The sequence below is a fragment of the Treponema sp. OMZ 803 genome (assembly GCF_024181165.1).
Lineage (GTDB): Bacteria > Spirochaetota > Spirochaetia > Treponematales > Treponemataceae > Treponema.
In genome coordinates this window covers 2,357,008-2,376,767 of sequence record NZ_CP051195.1, presented here as the reverse complement: position 1 = coordinate 2,376,767, position 19,760 = coordinate 2,357,008, and the positions used below count along the sequence as shown (strand labels likewise).

Sequence of the window (19,760 nt, the reverse complement as noted above, 5' to 3'; positions counted from 1 at the left end):
TGCGCAGTAGAAAAGCCATAATTGCAGAACCTTTAAAACTTTGAACAGTTGAAAAGGCAGGAGTATAAGTCTCAGTTAACGAAAATGCTGTCTTATCAGCATGGCTGATAACGCTACAGTCTAAAAATAGGCCCTATTTTAACGGTAAAGGCATTTGTTAAAAAAGACGGAAACCCGATTCCAACCATATCCGTTGCTGTTATGTTTAAGCCGCTTTTTTTACTAAAAAAACAAAAAAGACCTATATTAACCGGCATACCTACTTGCAGCACCTGCGGATATCCCCAGGTTAATCCGAGCCCTGTTAAAAGATTAATATACAAGTTCTGTGTAGGCTTGAACGTATATCCTAGCAAAGAGCGGGATATAAAAAAGAAAGAAGGAACGCGCATTTGGCTATCCGTAACATACGCAGGGCCGGCTGCAAATCCGGCATCTTCAATAAAAGTAAAGCCGTTGTCCAAAATAACTCCAACCGTAAATTCAAGGTAACCGTTGTGAGCTTTAAAATAATCGATATTCTCCGATGAAGGATTGATAGGATTTTTCACCGTAAAGGCATTGGTATATGTATACCCCACGGAGGGAGCTAAAATTATATCATGATCTGCAAACAAGCTTGAAAGAATAGCGACAGCAAAGAAACAGAATACTATATTTTTTTCATGTGTATTTCTCCTTAAGGAAGCAGCGCTGACTAATTCCGACACGGAATAATCAGTGCTGCTTTAAATAAGCAATGGACACCGCTTAGCAGTTAATCAGTCCGAAAACCATAACGAACAACGCGACGGTTTCGCAAAGACCGACAACGGTAATGTACTGACCGAAACCTTTACCGGTTTCCGCCAACGCATCAGAACCTGCTGCGGAAGCCTTACCCTGTGCAATAGCGGAAGCTGCAATACCGAGACCGCACGCAACACCGACACCTAACAGGAACCACGGATCCGCTTTTGAAGTAAGCATTTTGTTCATCAGCAAGAAGCCGTAAATGGTCTGCGTGAGCGGGGCGCCTGCAAATGCGAGGAGGATGAAGGGAGCCGGTTTATTATTCAAATAACACCGCTTCCACGCTCCGATTGTGCCCTGTCCTGCGATAGCAAGCCCTAATGCCGATCCGAATGCCGAAATACCGAGTGCAGCTGCTGCACCAAACATACCAAAACTCATTGAAATCCTCCAAATTGATAATCTACACGATAAGAAGTTGTTCTTCTTATTTAATTATTCTGCAAAAGGTTCGTATTTGAACCCTGCCCACGTTAATCCGACATGGTTTGAAAACTCTAATGTATTAAGCCGCACTCCGTGTACAATGACTGAAAGTACGTTCATAATATAGTTCAACCCGTGTCCGAAGAATAACAGCAGCACACCCAAAAAGATGAGGAAGCTGCCGAGCGCCGGCCCCGCCATTTGGTTGACTGTCGCGCTGATTGCAGAACCTGCAAGCCCGACTGCCCAAAGACGGATATAGCTCATGATATCGGCAAAGACGTTTACCACCCCTAAGAACATCGTGATGATATTTTTAAGGCTGTCCACGATACTCTGCCCGATACCGGTTTGATAATTTGAAAAAATAAAGTTGAGCGCAAAGCCGCCACCTACCGCAATCATTACCGGCTGGTTAATCTGATACCGCTCGGCGCTGACGACAAGGCTTAACACTACAACATACATTCCGCAGAGCATCGCAATGGAACCAATGTGTCCCAGTATCTGCGGAGAACGGATATTCCGCACAATCGAGATGATATGCCCGATTGTCAGCTGAATAAGCCCGAGTGTAAAGCAGAACTGCATCAAGTTGGCATTTCTGATGCTCTCTTCCGTTACGTTCGAGATAGCCGGTACGGACAGGTTTTTCAGCCATGCGGGGATGTACTCCACCGAGATGCCGAACCAGTTGCAGGTTGCAGTTCCCCAGATAACGGTGAGGACACCGAGGTAAAGGAACATCTGCATGGCAAGCGGAGCGGGCTGCTCCTTCGCTTTTGCTTTGACGATTCCGATGAGCGATAAGATCACGAGGATGCCGCCGTAGCCTGCGTCCCCGAAAATCATTGCAAAGAAGATACCGAAAAAGAGCAGGAACCACAGCGAAATATCAGGTTCGCGGTAGCCCGGCACGGTACCGAGGAAGTCCGTTAGCGGGGTAAGCAGCTGTACAAACCGGTTATGCCGCATGGCAGTCGGAACGGCATCTTCTTCAGCAGGATCATCTGAAATAAACGCCCAGCCGTTTGCCTTTGCAAGCCCTGCAAAATCAGCTTGTTTTTCAGCAAGAATATAACCGGAAAGCCGTGCAAGCCGTATCGGCTCTTTTGCGGCAGTCCCGGTAGTGCCGTTTGCAGCATTTGCAGTATTGCCGGATGCGGCAAGCGTTACCGAGCTATCGATACCGGAAGCAGCCGCCGTATCTTCTTCAAGTGGAATGACTTCCATACCGGCACGGACGGTTTCAAACTCAATCTCTTTTGCAAGCTTTTTTGCCTCTGCCTTTAACGGCGCAAGCAATTCAGTCCGTGTCCCAATCTTTGCTTTGAATGAGGGCAGCTGTTTTTGCAACCGTTCCCTTTCGGTATGCATTGCCGAAAGCCGCATATCCGGTAAAATAAGCGGACTAAAATCGGACGGCAAATCGGCAGGAACATCTGCGGTTTCGGACACTATGGCAAAGCGGACTGTTTTTTTGCCGCCTGCAAGCCGTACCGTTTTAATCGTTTCAGGCAGTGCTGTATATGACTTTTCCGGAAGCTCACCCATCGTCAAATAGATGCCATTTTCTTCAAAGCTGTGTATATCTTTGGGCTCAAAATCCCCCCAAGCATTGTATGCTTCAATGTCGCCGGTCAGCTTATTGATTGCAGCCCGTGTATTTGATTCTTGGTCTTTGAGGTCAAGAATCTCGTCAACTGCCTGCAATAAGTCATTCCGGCTCAATGTGAGCGTTTCAGTCTGTGCTTTTTCAGCTTTTTTCGGCTGCGATTCGGTAATCAATGCTTCCGCTTGCTGTACTCTCGTGTATGTGTTTTGCAATTCCGTCAAGGTATCGCTTGAAGCGGTTTCCTTTTCGATATGCACCGCACCGAAGTTCCGCAGCGTTTTTAAAGCCGCCTTTTTCTGAGAATCCAGCACAAGGAGCGTCAGTTTTTTCATCGGTAAAATCATGCTGTTTCCTCCTCATCCGGAGCGTTCTTTTCCAAGTTTTTCTTGGAAATCTTCCCGCGCACAACAGCCGCTACCTGCTGATCTCCCAGATACACGGAAATTTTTTTGATGTTCCGCTTTGTTTCCGGTATCTTCACCTTTTCAAACAAGTTGACACGCTGCGTTGTAGTACGCAGTTCGTTGTTGAGCCGTGCCACCTGTTCATCGAGGATTTGGGCTTCAAGATCGAGCGATAAAACCCGCTCCATCCGGTCGCAGGCAATGTCGAGCCAAAGCGGCGTTGTAAAAAGATCGTAGCTGCTGCGTTCAAAGTCCGCCCCGGAAAATACCGGTATCGAAACACCGGCAATATTTCCCGTCGAGGTACGCACTTCTTTCACCTTGAGGATTTCAGGCGTAAAGACTCCCGCTTCACCGAAGACGGCAATCCACTGCTCAAACTCCTTGTGCAGCGCATCTCGGTTCAGCCGAACCTCTTTTGCATGCATCTCAATCGTGCGGATTTCGGTTTGCAGCTGCTGTTTTTTAAGCTGAAGCGTCGGCAAGTACCGCTGGAACATCTTAAGCGATTCTTTTTGATTTTTCAGCTCGTTTTTCGTCAGTTTAATAGCCATCGCTATTCCTTATAATATGGAAGGAAACGCATTAATCCGCGGAGGGATTGTTCTGCGCATCCTTGGGCCAGAAGGTTTTGATCAAATCGGACTTAATACCGGTTTCCTCAGGAGTAAAGCAGGACGAAAGAATCTTCCATCCGTTATCGAGCGCTTCCTCAAGCGGAATATTCACCGACAAGTCCATCATGCGGGATTCAAAAAGCTCACCGTATTTCAGCAGCTTGCCGTCCCATTCACTCATCATAAAGCCCATCGACTTTTTCTCAAGCGTGTCCTTGTAGGACGCATAGAGCTTGATCATATTGTCCATGAGCGCACGGTGATCTTCACGGGTCTTGCCGTTAACGTTCTGCTTGAGACGGGAAAGACTTCCGAACGGTTCGATGCGTCCGTGTTTAAGATAGAACTGACCTTCGGTGATGTATCCGGTGTTATCGGGAACGGGGTGCGTTACGTCGTCGCCGGGCATGGTGGTAACGGCAAGAACGGTAACCGAACCTGCGTCGTCAAAGTCAACCGCCTTTTCGTAGCGGGCGGCAAGCTGGCTGTAAAGATCGCCGGGATAACCGCGGTTTGACGGAACCTGCTCCTGTATAATGGCAATTTCCTTCATCGCATCGGCGAAGTTGGTCATATCGGTTAAAAGGACGAGGACATCCTTGCCTTTGAGTGCAAATTGCTCGCCGACTGCAAGACACATATCGGGGATCATCAAACATTCTACCGTCGGGTCGGCGGCAGTGTGTACGAACATCACCGTGCGGCTCAGTGCGCCCGCTTCTTCCAGCGTATCCTTAAAATAGAGGTAGTCGTCGTATTTCAGTCCCATACCGCCGAGTACGATGACGTCAACCTCAGCCTGCATTGCGATACGTGCGAGCAGTTCGTTGTAGGGTTCACCGGAGCTTGAGAAAATCGGCAGCTTCTGGGAAACCACGAGGGTGTTGAATACGTCGATCATCGGAATACCGGTTCTGATCATGCGCTTCGCCATGATACGCTTGGACGGGTTTACGGACGGGCCGCCGATTTCTACCATATTATCCTTGAGCATCGGGCCTTGGTCGCGCGGCTCACCTGAACCGTTAAAGATACGTCCGAGCAAGTCATCGGAAAAGCTTACCTGCATTTCCCTGCCGAGGAAGCGTACCTCATCACCGGTGGAAACACCGCGTCCGCCTGCAAATACCTGCAACGAAACAAGCCCTCTATCCAGCTTATTGACCTGCGCGAGCGAGGCGCCAAAGCTTGTCTGAACCTGCGCAAGCTCACCGTAGGACACATCTTCAGCCTTGACGGTTATAACCGAACCGTTAATGGATTCAATCTTACTGTACACTTTCTTCATGATGTGCCTCCGCTTCTTTTATGAGTTTTGCCGCTTTTTCATCCAGCCCTGTTGCCTTATCGGAAAGCGCTCCGGTAATAGCAGCTTCATGCTGCTTAAATTCCGGCGATTCCCACGGCGAATAGTTATAGTCGATAAAGGACTGGCGCAGCTTGTTAAAGTATGCGCGGGCTTCATCCTTGGTATTAAAGGAGAACTGAGAACCCAATATGCGCAGGATCAGTTTGTAAATATAGCGCTGGCGCTCTACGGAAACGGCATCGTCAACCTTATCGAAGGAGTTTTGCTGTAAATAAACCGCGTCGAGGAAGTCTCCCTTCAAGTAGACAATAAAGTCTTCCATACTGGTACCTTCTTCACCGACAACCTTCATCATCTGTTCGACCTCGGTACCGCGGCGGAGCATCCTTCTGCCGTATTCCACCTGCGCCGTGCCGAGTACGCTCGGGTATTTCGACCATGAATCGAGCGGGTGGATGGCGGGATATTTACGGGCATCGGAGCGTTCGCGGGAAAGTCCGTGGAAAGCGCCGACAACTTTGAGCGTTGCCTGCGTAACCGGCTCTTCAAAGTTACCGCCTGCGGGGGAAACCGTACCGCCGATCGTTACGGAGCCTTTGCTGCCGTCCTTTAAGCGGACAATACCGGCGCGCTCATAGAACGCTGCAATGTAGGATTCCAAGTAGGCGGGGAAGGCTTCTTCACCGGGGATTTCTTCCAAGCGTCCGGACATTTCGCGCAAAGCCTGCGCCCAGCGGCTGGTGGAGTCTGCAAGGAGCAGAACGTCAAGCCCCATCTGGCGGTAGTATTCGGCAAGGGTAACGCCGGTATAAACCGAAGCCTCGCGCGCCGCAACCGGCATCGACGATGTATTACAAATGATAACCGTCCGCTCCATCAGGGTACGTCCCGTGCGGGGGTCAATCAATTCAGGGAATTCTTTTAAGGTTTCTACAACTTCACCGGCGCGCTCACCGCAGGCGGCAATGATAACGATATCAACCTCTGCGTTACGGCTGGTTGCGTGCTGTAAAACGGTTTTACCGGCACCGAACGGCCCCGGAATACAATAGGTTCCGCCCTTTGCTACCGGGAAGAAGGTATCTACGGTGCGGATTTTGGTAACAAGCGTTTCGGAGGGCTTGAGCCGTTCGGCATAGCAGTCGATTGCACGCTTTACCGGCCAGCGGAAGCTCATCGTAAGCGGGTACTTTTTCCCGCGTTCATCGATTACTTCCGCAATGGTTTCATGTACGGTGTATTGCCCTGCCGGATTAATGGAAGAAAGCGTGTATGTGCCGTACATACCGAAGGGAAGCATAATCCGGTGGGTAAAGTTCCCCTCCGGCACGGTTCCTAGCACATCGCCGCGCACGAGCGTATCGCCGACCTGTGCAACCGGCGTAAAATCCCACTGTGCTTCGGTAGGAAGCGCATTTAAATAGATACCGCGCTCCAAAAAGTAGCCCGCCTTTTCTGCAAGGTCGGGGAGCGGGTTCTGCAAACCGTCATACACTCTGCCGAGCAGTCCCGGCCCAAGTTCAACCGACAAGAGATCTCCGGTAAACTCAACTTCATCACCGACGCGGATACCCTTGGTAATTTCGAATACCTGCATCTGAGCAACGGAGCCGCGTATACGGATGATCTCGCTCTTCAATTTGGTGTCGCCGATATGGACGTAGCCAACTTCGTTTAACGTAACCAGACCGTCAAACTCAACGCTGACCATATTCCCGTTAATACCGACTACCTTTCCTTTCGTTCCTCTCATATCTTTTCTCCGAGAATTTGTGTATAAATTGAGTGATATTCTGTGCGGCCGGTTTCCATCTTAAATTTTGAAGCCCGTTCGCTCAACAGTAATACAATTCCATAGCCGAAAACCGCTTCGCTATCAAAAAAATGCAGTTTCCGCAGCTGATCCGCTGCCGCAAGCCGCGCATTCAGCAAATACCGTTCCGCCGCTAAGGGGTCATCGATGTTGGAAACCCCGCGCACAATAGCGCCGATATCAAAGGCGGAAGCAGGTGTTTCTGCAGGAGCAATCCGCTCATCCCGTTTCAGCTTTGCAGCGCGTATTTGTTCAAGCGCAAACCGCAGTTCTTGTTCAAACGCATACCATTCGTTCACCACAGCAGAAGCCGTATGGACAGCCTCGCGGGGCGGAACGAGCGTTAAAGATTCCAGCACGGCAGCATCTTTTTCAGTTAAAAACCGCAGGGCAAGCTCTTTAAATTGCGCGTAAGAAAGCGGAGGGTCGGTGTGCGGCATAATTGACGGCAGCTGAGCCATCAAATAATAGTATGAAGCCACTCCTTATAACTCCTTTACCGCATCCTTCAACAGGCGTGCAGCGCGTGAGCTGATATAGGCGGAAAACAAATCGGCAACCGCTTCTGCAGAAAAATCATAGTATGCCGAACCGTCCTTTACCCCAATTCTAAAGCCGCCTGCAAGCTGTGCATCGGATTTAACCTCGATGCCTTTTTCAACCTCTTTCTTAAACGCAGCGAGCAAAGCACTTTCCAGCTTTTTAGCATCTTCAGGGGACAGAATAATGGAAATATCGGCTTCGTTTGTTTTAATCCAACCCTTTACCGCTTCGGGAATCAGCGTTTTGAGTACATCGCTGTTATATGCCGCTGCGGTTTCCGCTTTGATGAGGGCATCGAGAGAAGCGGTAACTCCTTCTCTAAAGGCGATGAGCGCATTGCGGCAAGCCTGTTTAACGGCAGCCTCCGAAGCGTTTGTAAACCGTTGGGATTCGACTTCAGTCTTCTTCAACAAGGTTTCAGCCTCTTTTTCCGCATCCGCAACGATAGCCTTTGCCTTTTTCTCCGCTTCGGCAATGATACCCGCAGCTTGCTGTTCAGCAGAAGCAATACCGTCCTGCTTGATCTTTTCAACAAGATCCTGTAACTGAACTTCCATAATCAACTCACCTCTCTTATATCGTATATATCGATTCGATCAATTTCTAGTCTATCAATCGCTAGTTATCACCATAACATTTATTCGGCATCGTTATAACCCCGATAGCATCCGCTCCCAATTGTACGCTGGTTGCTCCTTACCGCTAAACCGTAAAGCGCCACTGCGTTTCGTGCCGATACACTTCGTCGGGATGAACCCATACGGAAGGGAATTCAGGACGATTGGGCGAATCCGGTATATGCTGAGTTTCAAAGCACACGCCGGAATGCTTGTTGTACACATCACCGTTTTTGCCCTGCTCTCCGCTTAAAAAGTTTCCGGTATACATCGTAATTGCCGGCTGTGTTGAATAAATACGCAGCGCTCTGCCTGTCGCCGGCTCAGTTACAACCGCAGCAAGCGGAACATCGTCCGCACCATCCGCATCGAGCAGCCATGTATCGTCATAGCCGTTTTTCAATTGAGCAAAATCCTGTGATAACAACTTCGGCGTACGGAAATCGAACGGCGTCCCTGCTACGGGCACCAGCGTGCCGGTCGGTATAAGCAAAGCGTCAACCTCTGCATAGCGACTTGCCAAAAGCTGAACTTGATGATTCAACACTGAAACATAACTTCCATCATCCTGCATCCCCGCAGGGTTCAGATTAAAATACGTATGATTTGTCAGACTGATTGGAGTTGTCTTTGTTGTATGAGCTTCGTACCGAAGCGTGATAGTATTGTTTTTGTTGAGGGTATACGAAACGGTAAGCTGAACTTCGCCGGGAAAGCCTTGCTCTCCGTTAGGACTTATTCTGGAAAAACGGATACCCGCCTCATCACTGCCGGAAATAGGTTCCGCTTGCCACAACTGCTTGCCATACAGAGGATAACCGCCATGCAAACAATGTCTTCCGCCGTCATTGCGGGTCAGTGTATAGCATTTTTCTTCTATAGAAAAGCGGGCATTTGAAATACGACCTGCACATCGCCCGACAATAGAACCGAAATAAGGCTTATTACGGATATACCCTTCGAGCGTTGAATAGCCGAGCACGATATCGTCATATCCGCCCTTTGCTGCGGGTAATAAAATCGCGGTAATACAGCAGCCGTAATCGATTGCCGAAAACGACATTGTGCCATTAGAAACCGTAAAAATCGATACCGCATCTCCCGATGACAGCATCCCGAACCGCTCTTTCTTTACTTCCATACTACCTGCCCAAAGTTACCTGCAAAAAAGTAAACGCTGGTATTTATTGTACAAGCATTTCCACAAATTTACAAGGATGCTTTTGAAAATATGCAGGGGAAACGCATCAGGCCGTTTTTTTAACACCCCCGCGGAAAAATTGAGACTATTCGACCAGAGTTGAACCTCTTCGCGGTTCAAATGGTCTCACAGTCTCAATTTTTCCGCGATTTTTATCTATTTTCCCTGATGCGTTTCCCCCTTTGCTGGAAAAATGTGCGAAATTTTAAGCAAAATTTCGCACAGAAGGAAGGCACCCGCTGCAAATATTTTATAATGCGGTTGCCCTGTAAAAATAGGCAGGTGCATCTGCATCGCCTGTTTTCAAAAGCGCTGGGAGCGGCGCATCTGCGTTTTAAAAGGATGCGAAAAGGTTTTTTCGTACAAAGGGGCGAGTTATTGCTGTTCTTCGGCTGCACACTGCACTGGAGTATATTGATTTCCTAAAACGAGGTTTGACATGTAATATAAAATATATTACATTATGAATATGAAATATACAGTAGTTATGCCTAAAAAATTAAATAAAACAATACGCCTTATGCCCGAAAAAGCGCAAGATGTTTTGCATAATTTAATTGGAGGTTGAATATGTTGGCAGTCGTGAAAATGCCCCATACTAGTTTTACGGTATCAGGCGATATCCCTGAAAATATTATGACTATACTTGAAACAAGTTATAAAAAATATCTTACAGTGAATGATGAAAAAGACGAGTATGTTGAAGCCACAAGTATGGAATGGTTTAAAGAAGCTGAAAAGAGGCAAACGCCTGCGAACACCTTACGGTTTTATCGCAATCTACATAAATTTACGCAAGCTCAGTTGGCTGAACGACTGCATACCAGTAGGCAGTTTATCTCCAATATGGAGACAGGGCAGAAGCCTATTAGCCGTAAAACAGCTAATATATTAGCTAAAATATTTAACATAGACGCTGGCCGTTTTATATAGCTTTTAGTGTATACTCGTCGCTTTTAAAAACACATTTTTATTGTCCACCGATGCTAAAATGCAATATTGAGGCCTCTATAGGGCAGCTTCTAAAAATTCGGTTAGATTTTTAGAAGCTGCCTCATTGGTAAAGCCAGTTGTAAAGCTGGAATATTTTTTATTCGTACGAGGTTGTTGATTATATATCGGTCGCCTGTTTTAAAGACGGCCGAATAGCGTTAAAATTCATCCCATGATTCTGGAATAGGCTTTCCGGAAAAGGTGAGGACATCCGTAAAGGAAACTGCACCGCTTATGGTTACGCTCAATGTGTGACTGTCTTTATCTTCTCCGGTAATAGTTACGTCTATTTCTTCATCCGGTATGCCGTGGCCGCTTTTCTTTGCTTTAAAGGCCGAGCTGCCATCATAATTCCCTGCAAAAAACTGCATCGTCTGTTCGTTTGCTTTTTTGATGTTTATGTGACTATAAGTCGTTCCATCGAATTCAGTATTGACCAATAGGGATACATCCTTTATTTCGCCATCTTCCGCATGAAAGCTGTATTTTCCCGGCTGCCGGTACCACAGCGTATTGGGGATATACTGTGCGTTAGTATGCAAGACCTCTCCTTCAATGTGGTACTGATATACATACGCTTTTTTGGCTCTTTCAAGGTGGGCCTCTACAGCCTTTTTTAGGAATAATTTCTGTTTTGCTCTCGCTTCTGTAAGCGAAACCGTTTTGTCAAAACCAAAAGTCTTGTAGATACTGTCATGCCATGATTTTAATACTGTCTTAAGCAGCTCACTCTGTTCTTCCTTAGTTTTTTTCAAAAACTCTTCATAAGACATCATTGAAAGCGAATGTTGAAACCAGTTTTCGAAAAGCTCTTTATCGGTCTTAAAGTTAGGCTGATCTGGAAACTGTTGTATAGTGATCCTGATGTCTTGCAGTGTAACCAACGGCTTTTGTTGAAATTCAAAGAGAGAAAAATACATATCAAATAGTTGTTCAATGCTTGCAAGATGGCTTTTTGCCATTTCTTCTGGTTTCAGCAAGGTATTGGTGGTATAATGCCCTCTAGTAATCCGTTCAAGCGTTGCTGTTATTGTTTTAGTAGTAGAATTAATATTTTCCACACGGTATACGGCAGCAGGTTCATCGTCTCCATGTCGCAGCGTCAGCTTATCGTTGGCAAATTCATAAGTTCCACCGTTTCCATAGATATTGGCTTTTCTTGTAAACTTCTTTCGAGCTTTTATTGTAAGCGTTTTCGGTTTTGTTGCCTGTTCACCGGTAGCATTTTTTTTCAGTGTTGCAGTCAATTTCACCGTTCGGTTAACCAAATCCCATGTCTCAATATGTCCGCTATTTCCGGCAATCTTTAGTATGCTGTTATTAGCAGATGACCATGTGAGTTCATACCCTGAGGGAGACTGCGGCAGCTGAATATCGGCATCAATTTCGGTCGGTATTCCGTTGACAATCCTCTCTACAACAGTTTGAAGATTGGGTTCGTTGTTTTTAGGATATACGGTTACCTCAATGGTTTTTGAGGATTCGGCATTTCCTTTTTTTGCGGTTGCGGTTAATGTTACTTTCTTTATTTCCGTTTCATGCGGTGTAACCGTACCGTCCGAATCTGAGATAAACTCTGGCGGTTTTGCATTCCACTTTATATCGACTTTGACAGAAGAACTACTGCTGCCGTTCGAAACGAAAACCGTTTCTTCGGTTTTTAACTGAATATGCGTATCTTTTGTCACAAATGAAGGGATCGATTTTACCGCCTGTTCTGCCGCACTGATTACCGCATCCTCATTTGTGCCGCGTACCGTAACTATAAAGGATTTTGTTGCGGAAGCGTCTCCTTTTGTGATGGTTGCCGTCAGTGTTACCTGCGTATTCTCTTCGGGACGAGTAATACTACCGTAACAGTTCCATTCATTTTCTTTCTTTATCTCGATTATGGCTTCATCGCTTGACTTCCAGCTAATCTTAGTGTCATGTAATCCACTCACAGGAAGGTTCAGCCAATGAGAGCTTATGCTGTCTGCAGTATCGTCGTTTTGAAAACTGAGTTGTAACGCCTCTTTTGCTTTTTCAAGCTTTTCTTGATCCGTTAAGGTAGGTTTAAATTTTACTTTTACTGTTGTGCCCGCTGTAATTTTTACTTTTGCCGTTCGGTTTCCTGCGGTGCCGGAACCTTCTTCAAAGGCGCTGCCGTCGATGCTCCACGTATCAACACTATACTCGGAAAATGGCTTTGCGGTAAAGACAATGGTTTTCCCCTTTTCAACTTGATCCCCTGAATTGATTTTAGTGCCGTCAACTTTCGCTTCAAGGAACCCGTTCCCGCCGTCTACGCTAAAGGTGAGCGTGTACTTGGGCTGTGACGGCGTTTTGCTTTCGTTGCCCATATTCTGCTTACAGCCGAAAAACATTACCGCTGCAATGAGCGCAATGCAGATTGAGCACATCCTCATAAAAGGACATACATTTTTCTTTGCATCATGATTCATAGAATTCTCCTGATTTTGATAGTTTTATATATGGACGATAAGGATGTCTCAAAAATTGGTTGGTTTTTTGACAGCCCCATTCTTCATTATGAGGTGTTCTTGAAATTCTGCCGACTAAACCCTTTAGGATGCTATGAGCAAATAAAGATAGTGTAGAAAAATGACGGCATTGCAGCCGGGCGCCGATTGAAAAAACGGTAAACGAGTGCCGGTATATGGAATTGTTTTTTGCAGAAGTATATTTTTTGAGCGTAGAGGGAAGCGGCGCAGAATAAAGCGGAAGGTCTATTTGCTTTTGAGTGAGAAAGTCATCGAATGCTACATTATGCTGAGTGCTGAGTGCTGAGTGCTGAGTGCTGAGTGCTGAGTGCTGAGTGCTGAGTGCTGAGTGCTGAGTGCTGAGTGCTGAGTGCTGAGTGCTGAGTGCTGAGTGCTGAGTGCTGAGTGCTGAGTGCTGAGTGCTGAGTGCTGAGTGCTGAGTGCTGAGTGCTGAGTGCTGAGTGCTGAATTGTGCCGGAAATTTTGCACGTGTCAAGTGCTTTACGGCATTTTTGAGAAAATTGATAGCGAGATAATTCTCCAATTCGGCTTTGCATAACGCTATTATTATAGAAGCAAAAAGGAGAGAATACAAGTGCCTTTAAAATATGCAGTTCATTACTGTACTACATCGTTAAAAGTGTACATCTGCGTATACTTTTAATGGCACATTTCTCATTGAGCGCTGCGATTGCTGTTTTGTATCTTAACGGCAGAGAGCCGATGCGGCTTTGGCAAGCTGCTCACCGGTTAATCCGGCGCATTCAAGGATGTCCTGCCGCGAGCCCTGCATAAAGACCGTGTCGGGAAAGGCGCGTACTGCGGTTTTTATGCCTGAAAGTTGTTTTTGAACCAGACTTTCCAGATAATGCCCGACACCGCCGATATATGCGCCGTCTTCGATAAAGAGTACCGCAGGGTATTTTTTTGCTTTTTCCAAGAAAAAAGCTTCGTCGATGGGTTTTAAGAAGCGGAGATTGTATATATCAGCGGATATCCCTTTTTGTCTAAGCAGCGCTGCCGCTTCGGCTGTTTCCGGGTATATACCGCCGGTACATACCAGCAGTACATCGCTGTGTTCTGCCGTTACGGTGAACACGCCGCGACCGGTTTCCATCGGCAGCGAAAATGCGGGGCATTCCGCTGCGCATGTATTTTTAGGATACCGTATTGCAACCGGTGCATCCAACTGCAATGCCCATTCAAACATCGCCCGCATTTCCGCTGCCGAGGCGGGAGCGAGCACCGTCATATTGGGAATACTACGTAAAAAGCAGATGTCATAGAGACCTTGATGGGTTTCGCCGTCATAGGGAACCGCTCCCGCACGGTCTATCGCAAAGATAACCGGCAGTTTTTGCAGTGCAACGTCATGAATGATTTGGTCGATTGCCCGCTGCAAAAACGTACTGTAAATGGCTGCGATAGGCCGTAAACCGGCTGCCGCAAGTCCGGCGGCAAAAGTTACCGCATGCTGTTCGGCAATACCGACATCAAAAAAACGATCGGGAAACTGCTGCTGGAAGCGCTGAAGTCCTGTCCCCTGCGCCATTGCAGCGGTAATTGCGGCGATATCGTCCCGTTTTGCCGCCTCGTCAGTGATAATATGAGAAAATGCTTCGGTAAAAGAGTTGGTACTCGCCTTTTCAATTTTCCCATCGGCAATATTAAACGGTCCGATACCGTGGAAAGCGGAGGGATTATCTTCCGCGAGCGGGTAACCTTTCCCTTTCTTTGTTTCAACATGAATAAGCACCGGTGCATCAATATTTTTGACATTACGGAATACTTTTTCAAGTTCTTTTTCGTTATGCCCGTTCAGCGGCCCGACATATTCAAATCCGAGATCGGCAAAAAGATTGTTCCTGTAAAAAATCCCCTTGGCGCCCCGCTTTAACCGGTGAATCAAAAAGTTAATACGCCTGCCTAAAAACGGAATTTTGCCGACAGCGGTATCAAAGATGTATTTAAACTGCTGGTATCCTTTCCGCACGGTTAAACGGCTGAGGTATTCGGAAACTGTCCGTATGTTCGGAGAGATAGACATCTTATTATCGTTGAGGATAACAACCAAATTCTTTGTATATGGGGTAACATTTAGGAGTGCTTCAAAGGCCATGCCTCCGCTTAAAGCCCCATCACCGATAACAGCGATAACCTTTCCGTTTTGGTGCTGCAGCTTTCGCCCGATAAGAATCCCCTCGGCGGCCGAAATTGAGGTGGAGGCATGCCCTGTATTGAATGTATCATGGGGGCTTTCTTCCCGTTTGGGGAATCCTGCGAGGCCGTCCTTTAAGCGGAGTGTTGAAAAATTATCATACCTTCCGGTTAGGAGCTTATGAGGATAGGATTGATGCCCCACATCCCAGATGATTGCGTCTTTCGGACTCGAAAATACTCGATGCAGCGCAATAGTCAATTCAATAACACCGAGATTGCTGGCAAGATGTCCACCGTTTGCGCCTACAGTCTCCAAAATAACGCTGCGCATCTCATGCGCTAATATACGAAGTTCCTCTCTTGAAAGAGATTGCAGGTCTTTCGGTTCTCGTATTGATAAGAGTACGTTTTTATCCATGTATATGTTCAGTGAACTGCCGGGTACATAAAAAAAGGGCTGTGAAGATATTCAACAAAGCCCTTTCTTACCGTAGTAAAAGCGATAGAACAATACGCCTATAATAATCTTGCAAAATCACAAAACATCCCTCTTATATACTTTATACACCGGTATAATCGAGAAGGATACAAGATTATTGAAACCTCTAAAAAGCGTAATGATATTTTTAGAGGTTACTTGTTCTTATGTCTATTCTTTCGAAGCTTCTTCTTCCGTTTATGCGTTGCTATTTTCTGTCGCTTCCGTTTTTTTCCGCAGGGCACGTGAACACACTCCTTATTTATAAAGATAGGAGATAATAGCCGAACAGCAGTAAAAAGTCAAGGCTACCGTTTTTTCTTGAAAATGCGGTTGCACAAATGATTACGGCAACAGGACGTGAACTGTACTATCACGCATGGGAGAAATCCGGAAGTACCCATTACTACGAAGTTGATTTTTTAATTTCAAATGGCAATAAAATAGCAGTGTTTGAAGTAAAGTCGTCCGGAACGGGTAGGCACGAATCAATCGGTGCATTTGCAAAAAAATTCTCGACAAATATCGGCGCTCTGTATGTATTGTCTCAAAAAGATGTGAGTACGGAAGGAGCCTTGCAAAAGAAGCCGGTATATTTGACACCGTTTCTTGTTCAGTAAACGGTAGCTATCTTGTATTTTGTGCAAGTAGATGTACAGTATCAACAGAATAAGTATACGTGATTGCCCCAATGACAATTACGGAAGTCGAAAATGAAAATTGGTTCGACGCCTACGGTGTGGGCAACTGACATTATGAATAAAGGAAGGGAACAACCGGTTGTACAGGAATCCTGCTGTGCAGTAAAACTTGACTGTACAGCAGGAACGCATAGATGGGGATCCGGATGGGATATCTGTTACTCAAGTACGGCAGGCAGAACCGTATCTTTCGGAATAAAAATTTCAAATTCGCCGGAAATGAAAGCGTTTGAGTTATCGTATTTATAAATTTTCTTGTAATACACGTTGGTAGCAGTTTCGTTTGCGAATAGCCGCGACGATCCCTTCCACGTTTCCGTAGTTATTTTACCTCCGCTATTGGGGCTGTCTTGAGTCTGATAATCCGTAAAGGTTTCGACTTCCTTTGTTCCCCACGTAGTCTTCAAAGAACCGTGTTTAATACTGCTAAAAAATATCCTAGTGTATGTCGGCATACCGGTAAAAGATGTCATTTCTGCCGAACCGGTTGCCTGTGTACACGTTCCTTTTATCTTCAAATTTTCCGGGAATTTAATCCCTTCTTCGACCGATAACCCGGGCTGAACCGTACAGCGGCCGTCGCTTTTAAGCGTAATCGTAATGTATCGGAAGCCTTTCCCGTTCAAATAAAAAATACCCTTCCAGACACCGCCGTCTATATTTTTTGCATCAAGACTGTATTCTCCGCTTGTAAGGTATTCGCTACTGCTTACGCTTTCTTTTTTAAGTGTAACGCTGTGTACCCCAGCCCCTGCAAAGTGTCTTTCAAAATTGCTTTCATTGCTGGTAATAGTCAGATCATTTCTTGCCCATGTGTATGTTCCGTAGGAACCCGTAAGAAATTGTTCGGCAGCCCTTGATCCGTCCGGACAGTATGTACAATGATAGTTGATTTATCCGATTTAATCTACCGGTAAGGTATCGCCTTAAACAGCGCTTGATACTCATCTTATTTTCCCCACTGTCCCTCTTCGTCCTGCTGTATTGCTGCCAGCCGCGAAACATAGTGTGCAACATGAGTTTGCACAATGTCTGTGATTGGGGCGGTGTAAAAGCCATCGTTATTACAGTCAGCAGTAAGGATTCTTTCTGCGGCGGCGGAGAGCGGAAGAAACCACACTTCGCCGATAGCGGTGTCGTCGTACTTTTCGCCCTTATACACGCCTCGAATAGTCATGCGGTAGTTACCTTTCGGAAGGATGAGCGGGTTTTTCACTGCGTTCAGCGCTATCCATTGGTGTGAAAAATCGTTCATAGTGGCGGGGAAGATGTCTGCAAGTTCGAGCGCAATCGGCTTTTGAAGCGCGGAGGAAGTGAGCATCATCGACTTTACGCGGTTGTTCTCTTGCCATGTAGCCCCCGCATAGCCTGATTTCGTGAAGACGGTAAAATCCGGGTCGCCGGAGCCATAATCGCTGTATAGTCTCCCCGCGAATCGGGCGAGTCCGTTTGAGGCGAAAGGACCAAGCGCGGCTTTTATTAGTGTAAACTCAATCCACTCGCCGATCCCGTCACCTGCACGCCCCTCGACCCAGCCGTTGAAAAGGATTCCATCGAACGAAGTTTCCACACCATAACCTGATGTGCGAAGGTAAGCGTCTTCGTTTTGATAGGAGAAGTTGGTGTGTCCGCCATCTCCCGCGATTTTGTAGGAACCTTTGTAAGCGGAAGACGAGCGGACTTCCTTGACGAATGTCTGCCTGCCATCTTGCCGTTCCCACACTATGGAAAGACCGTCGCGGTACGGCGTTTTGGTCTTGAACACGAGGCGTTCGTCTTTTTGAGGTTTGTAGTTCTCTACTGTATATAGATTAAAACCCACCCCATTTATCGAAAGCTCTCCGAATTCCGTTTTTTCGAAATCTGCCTGAGAGCCGTGCGCAGTCATTGTGCCGTCGGAAAGCACCACAAAGCTTTTCATCGCCCCTTTCCATGTGCCTCCTGTGGAGATGTCGTAGGTTAGCGCATAGGTGTCCCCACGGTAACTTTTCTTTACCGAATCGAGGTCATATTTGACCGAAAGTTTTGACCGTGCCGCCGGCGGAAAGTGCAGCTCATGATAGAAGTGAAGCACGAGCGTGAGTGTGTAGAGTTCTCTCACATCATGCCAGTTATCTTCCGAAATGTAGTTCGTACCTTCCTCGTCCTTTTCCACCGTTGTTTCGATTCCCACGGTCAGGATCGGAACACTGTTCCCATCCTGTTCTATGGAGCACGGTCTCATGACTGAATCGGAACGCTCCGTGCGTGAAAGCTCTGCGAGGTAGTCTTTTGCCGAAAGTGTACGGAGTTTTTTGTCGAGCGAGAGAAGTGCCTCCTTTGCTGTGCCCTCGATGCCGCTTTTTCCGAACGCAATAGCTATCACAGTCTCGTTCGCCATGTAGCCATTTCCTACGGGCACTTCGGCGGAAACAGTACCATCTTTTTTTACGCTGACTTGTGTCTTTACCACCACAGGGAATGCACACGGCACGGTGACGCGTTCCCTCGTGGTATTCAGAAAATCAAAGCGTGCGGTTACTTCGCGCCCGCTGGTTTTATGAAACGTGTCGCTCTTCCTGTCATATTCACCGATATACGTATGCTCCACAACCAGAAGCTCTCGCTCCAGCGCGATTTTGTCGTTCGGCTCCTTGACATAGATGTTCCCGTAAGTCCAGTCCTCCGGCTTGTATGAGCCGCCGTCGTCAGTAAATGCCGCGAATGAGGCGAACAGAAGTGCTATGATTAAAAGTGATTTTTTCATTTTATCTCCAAGCGGTTCAGTAAGCTATCCGTTGAACGGACATATTAGATTTCTTTTATAAATTGATTGGATTATATCATAGGAATGCTGCCATTTCAATTAAAAATGCCATCGTGGTTTTGGGAAGAAGAACCGGTGGAATACAATAAACTTTTTGCAATCCGTGCAGGAGTTAAGTTCTTCTTGCTTGGTCTTAAATTGGAAGTTGATGAAACTGATTTAGTGTATTAAAATATTTAGTTGCTAAAACATATTGACATCGACTGCATTTTAATGTATTTTTATTTTAGTAGCTAAAATAAAAAGGGCAATGCAATGAATGATGTAGAAAATCTCATAAAACGGACGGTAAAAATTCAGTACAAAATAAACGCTAATGATAAAAGACCAAGGACTTTCGGTACACAGCATACTTTGTACCAAAGTGAAATTCATTTTATAGAAGCGATAGGTTTGGATGGCGGACACAGCGCTTCCGAGCTTTCGGAAAAACTCGGTATTACAAATGGCGCTGTAACACAAGTCGCCGATAAGCTGATCAAGAAAAAATTGATAGAAAAATATAAAAAAGCGGATAACAAAAAAACCGTTTATTTTAAGCTGACGAAAGAAGGAATCGTTGCGTATAACAATCACGAAAAATTTCATGCCGGTTTTAACGAGAAACTTGCAGCGTATTTAAATTCACTCTCAAAAAAAGAATTTGACGCAATTGCTCGTTTAGCGGAATTGGTAGATAACAATATTCCCGATTTAAGCTCAAATGAAGGCTTATTTTAGACAATGCAGTTGGCATTGTCTAAAAACGCTGCGAGTTTGCGTAAGCGCAAACTCGCGGATTATATGTGCGCGTTCCGCGCAC

18 protein-coding genes are annotated in these 19,760 nt (G+C 46.3%); 4 read left to right on the top strand and 14 right to left on the bottom strand.

All coding sequences use genetic code 11. The annotated features are described in order from the left end of the window. Nucleotides 1–113: 113 nt before the first annotated feature. The 9 genes from ABH09_RS10730 to ABH09_RS10690 all read right to left on the bottom strand — a co-directional run bounded on the left by ABH09_RS10730 (nucleotide 114) and on the right by ABH09_RS10690 (nucleotide 9,277). A complete protein-coding gene (locus ABH09_RS10730) occupies nucleotides 114–710 on the bottom strand; it encodes a DUF2715 domain-containing protein (protein ID WP_371922111.1) in 597 nt (198 codons plus the stop codon). Nucleotides 711–750: 40 nt separating this feature from the next. Continuing rightward, nucleotides 751–1,173, bottom strand: coding sequence for an ATP synthase subunit K (locus ABH09_RS10725; RefSeq protein WP_006187911.1), 423 nt, complete (start codon nucleotides 1,171–1,173; stop codon nucleotides 751–753). Between the two features lie 54 nt (nucleotides 1,174–1,227). Then, nucleotides 1,228–3,177 (bottom strand): V-type ATP synthase subunit I, encoded by a 1,950-nt coding sequence (locus ABH09_RS10720; protein ID WP_253714412.1) that lies wholly within the window; start codon nucleotides 3,175–3,177, stop codon nucleotides 1,228–1,230. Further along, a complete protein-coding gene (locus tag ABH09_RS10715; protein WP_253714411.1) occupies nucleotides 3,174–3,791 on the bottom strand; it encodes a V-type ATP synthase subunit D in 618 nt (205 codons plus the stop codon). The genes ABH09_RS10720 and ABH09_RS10715 overlap by 4 nt, the downstream gene beginning before the upstream one ends. Before the next feature lie 31 nt (nucleotides 3,792–3,822). Then, complete coding sequence (locus tag ABH09_RS10710; RefSeq protein WP_253714407.1) at nucleotides 3,823–5,142, bottom strand: V-type ATP synthase subunit B; 1,320 nt, start codon at nucleotides 5,140–5,142, stop codon at nucleotides 3,823–3,825. Next, nucleotides 5,123–6,916: a V-type ATP synthase subunit A gene (locus tag ABH09_RS10705; RefSeq protein WP_253714406.1), complete on the bottom strand. Its 1,794-nt coding sequence runs from the start codon at nucleotides 6,914–6,916 to the stop codon at nucleotides 5,123–5,125. Before ABH09_RS10705 ends, ABH09_RS10710 begins: the two co-directional genes overlap by 20 nt. Then, nucleotides 6,913–7,458, bottom strand: coding sequence for a hypothetical protein (locus tag ABH09_RS10700; RefSeq protein WP_162664302.1), 546 nt, complete (start codon nucleotides 7,456–7,458; stop codon nucleotides 6,913–6,915). Before ABH09_RS10700 ends, ABH09_RS10705 begins: the two co-directional genes overlap by 4 nt. 3 nt (nucleotides 7,459–7,461) lie before the next feature. Then, complete coding sequence (locus ABH09_RS10695) at nucleotides 7,462–8,076, bottom strand: V-type ATP synthase subunit E (RefSeq protein ID WP_162664301.1); 615 nt, start codon at nucleotides 8,074–8,076, stop codon at nucleotides 7,462–7,464. 145 nt (nucleotides 8,077–8,221) lie between these two features. Further along, on the bottom strand, nucleotides 8,222–9,277 hold the full coding sequence (locus ABH09_RS10690) for an aldose epimerase family protein (protein WP_253714405.1): 1,056 nt from the start codon (nucleotides 9,275–9,277) through the stop codon (nucleotides 8,222–8,224). A 630-nt stretch (nucleotides 9,278–9,907) separates the two neighbouring features. Here ABH09_RS10690 and ABH09_RS10685 point away from each other — a divergent pair. Next, nucleotides 9,908–10,270 carry a helix-turn-helix transcriptional regulator gene (locus ABH09_RS10685; RefSeq protein ID WP_253714404.1) on the top strand — a complete coding sequence of 121 codons (363 nt, stop codon included), beginning with the start codon at nucleotides 9,908–9,910 and terminating at the stop codon, nucleotides 10,268–10,270. A 218-nt stretch (nucleotides 10,271–10,488) separates the two neighbouring features. Here ABH09_RS10685 and ABH09_RS10680 read toward each other — a convergent pair whose 3' ends face one another. From ABH09_RS10680 to dxs, 3 genes are all read right to left on the bottom strand, one after another. Beyond that, complete coding sequence (locus ABH09_RS10680; protein WP_253714402.1) at nucleotides 10,489–12,774, bottom strand: immunoglobulin-like domain-containing protein; 2,286 nt, start codon at nucleotides 12,772–12,774, stop codon at nucleotides 10,489–10,491. Further along, nucleotides 12,764–13,309 (bottom strand): hypothetical protein, encoded by a 546-nt coding sequence (locus ABH09_RS10675; RefSeq protein ID WP_253714401.1) that lies wholly within the window; start codon nucleotides 13,307–13,309, stop codon nucleotides 12,764–12,766. The genes ABH09_RS10680 and ABH09_RS10675 overlap by 11 nt, the downstream gene beginning before the upstream one ends. A 210-nt stretch (nucleotides 13,310–13,519) precedes the next feature. Further along, nucleotides 13,520–15,391: a 1-deoxy-D-xylulose-5-phosphate synthase gene (dxs, locus tag ABH09_RS10670; RefSeq protein ID WP_253714399.1), complete on the bottom strand. Its 1,872-nt coding sequence runs from the start codon at nucleotides 15,389–15,391 to the stop codon at nucleotides 13,520–13,522. Between the two features lie 401 nt (nucleotides 15,392–15,792). Between dxs and ABH09_RS10665 the strand changes: the two genes are divergently transcribed. After that, nucleotides 15,793–16,071 (top strand): hypothetical protein, encoded by a 279-nt coding sequence (locus tag ABH09_RS10665; protein ID WP_253714398.1) that lies wholly within the window; start codon nucleotides 15,793–15,795, stop codon nucleotides 16,069–16,071. Between the two features lie 239 nt (nucleotides 16,072–16,310). Here the strand turns inward: ABH09_RS10665 and ABH09_RS13065 are convergent, their stop codons facing one another. Together ABH09_RS13065 and ABH09_RS10655 are read right to left on the bottom strand one after the other, a co-directional pair. Continuing rightward, nucleotides 16,311–16,778 carry a hypothetical protein gene (locus tag ABH09_RS13065; protein WP_371922110.1) on the bottom strand — a complete coding sequence of 156 codons (468 nt, stop codon included), beginning with the start codon at nucleotides 16,776–16,778 and terminating at the stop codon, nucleotides 16,311–16,313. A 323-nt stretch (nucleotides 16,779–17,101) separates the two neighbouring features. Next, nucleotides 17,102–18,742 carry a hypothetical protein gene (locus ABH09_RS10655; protein WP_253714397.1) on the bottom strand — a complete coding sequence of 547 codons (1,641 nt, stop codon included), beginning with the start codon at nucleotides 18,740–18,742 and terminating at the stop codon, nucleotides 17,102–17,104. Between the two features lie 240 nt (nucleotides 18,743–18,982). Here ABH09_RS10655 and ABH09_RS10650 point away from each other — a divergent pair, with 240 nt between their 5' ends. After that, on the top strand, nucleotides 18,983–19,129 hold the full coding sequence (locus ABH09_RS10650; protein ID WP_162661909.1) for a hypothetical protein: 147 nt from the start codon (nucleotides 18,983–18,985) through the stop codon (nucleotides 19,127–19,129). An 84-nt stretch (nucleotides 19,130–19,213) separates the two neighbouring features. Then, nucleotides 19,214–19,678: a MarR family transcriptional regulator gene (locus ABH09_RS10645; protein WP_253714396.1), complete on the top strand. Its 465-nt coding sequence runs from the start codon at nucleotides 19,214–19,216 to the stop codon at nucleotides 19,676–19,678. Nucleotides 19,679–19,760: the final 82 nt, after the last annotated feature.

Excerpts from the sequence above, each read along its gene's own strand:
- ABH09_RS10665 (WP_253714398.1), top strand. The coding sequence starts at position 15,793 with ATGATTACGGCAACAGGACGTGAACTGTACTATCACGCATGGGAGAAA.
- ABH09_RS10715 (WP_253714411.1), bottom strand. The coding sequence starts at position 3,791 with ATGGCTATTAAACTGACGAAAAACGAGCTGAAAAATCAAAAAGAATCG.
- ABH09_RS10650 (WP_162661909.1), top strand. The coding sequence starts at position 18,983 with ATGCTGCCATTTCAATTAAAAATGCCATCGTGGTTTTGGGAAGAAGAA.
- ABH09_RS10680 (WP_253714402.1), bottom strand. The coding sequence starts at position 12,774 with ATGAATCATGATGCAAAGAAAAATGTATGTCCTTTTATGAGGATGTGC.
- ABH09_RS10685 (WP_253714404.1), top strand. The coding sequence starts at position 9,908 with ATGTTGGCAGTCGTGAAAATGCCCCATACTAGTTTTACGGTATCAGGC.
- ABH09_RS10710 (WP_253714407.1), bottom strand. The coding sequence starts at position 5,142 with ATGAAGAAAGTGTACAGTAAGATTGAATCCATTAACGGTTCGGTTATA.
- dxs (WP_253714399.1), bottom strand. The coding sequence starts at position 15,391 with ATGGATAAAAACGTACTCTTATCAATACGAGAACCGAAAGACCTGCAA.
- ABH09_RS10720 (WP_253714412.1), bottom strand. The coding sequence starts at position 3,177 with ATGATTTTACCGATGAAAAAACTGACGCTCCTTGTGCTGGATTCTCAG.
- ABH09_RS10695 (WP_162664301.1), bottom strand. The coding sequence starts at position 8,076 with ATGGAAGTTCAGTTACAGGATCTTGTTGAAAAGATCAAGCAGGACGGT.
- ABH09_RS10645 (WP_253714396.1), top strand. The coding sequence starts at position 19,214 with ATGAATGATGTAGAAAATCTCATAAAACGGACGGTAAAAATTCAGTAC.
- ABH09_RS10705 (WP_253714406.1), bottom strand. The coding sequence starts at position 6,916 with ATGAGAGGAACGAAAGGAAAGGTAGTCGGTATTAACGGGAATATGGTC.
- ABH09_RS10725 (WP_006187911.1), bottom strand. The coding sequence starts at position 1,173 with ATGAGTTTTGGTATGTTTGGTGCAGCAGCTGCACTCGGTATTTCGGCA.
- ABH09_RS10690 (WP_253714405.1), bottom strand. The coding sequence starts at position 9,277 with ATGGAAGTAAAGAAAGAGCGGTTCGGGATGCTGTCATCGGGAGATGCG.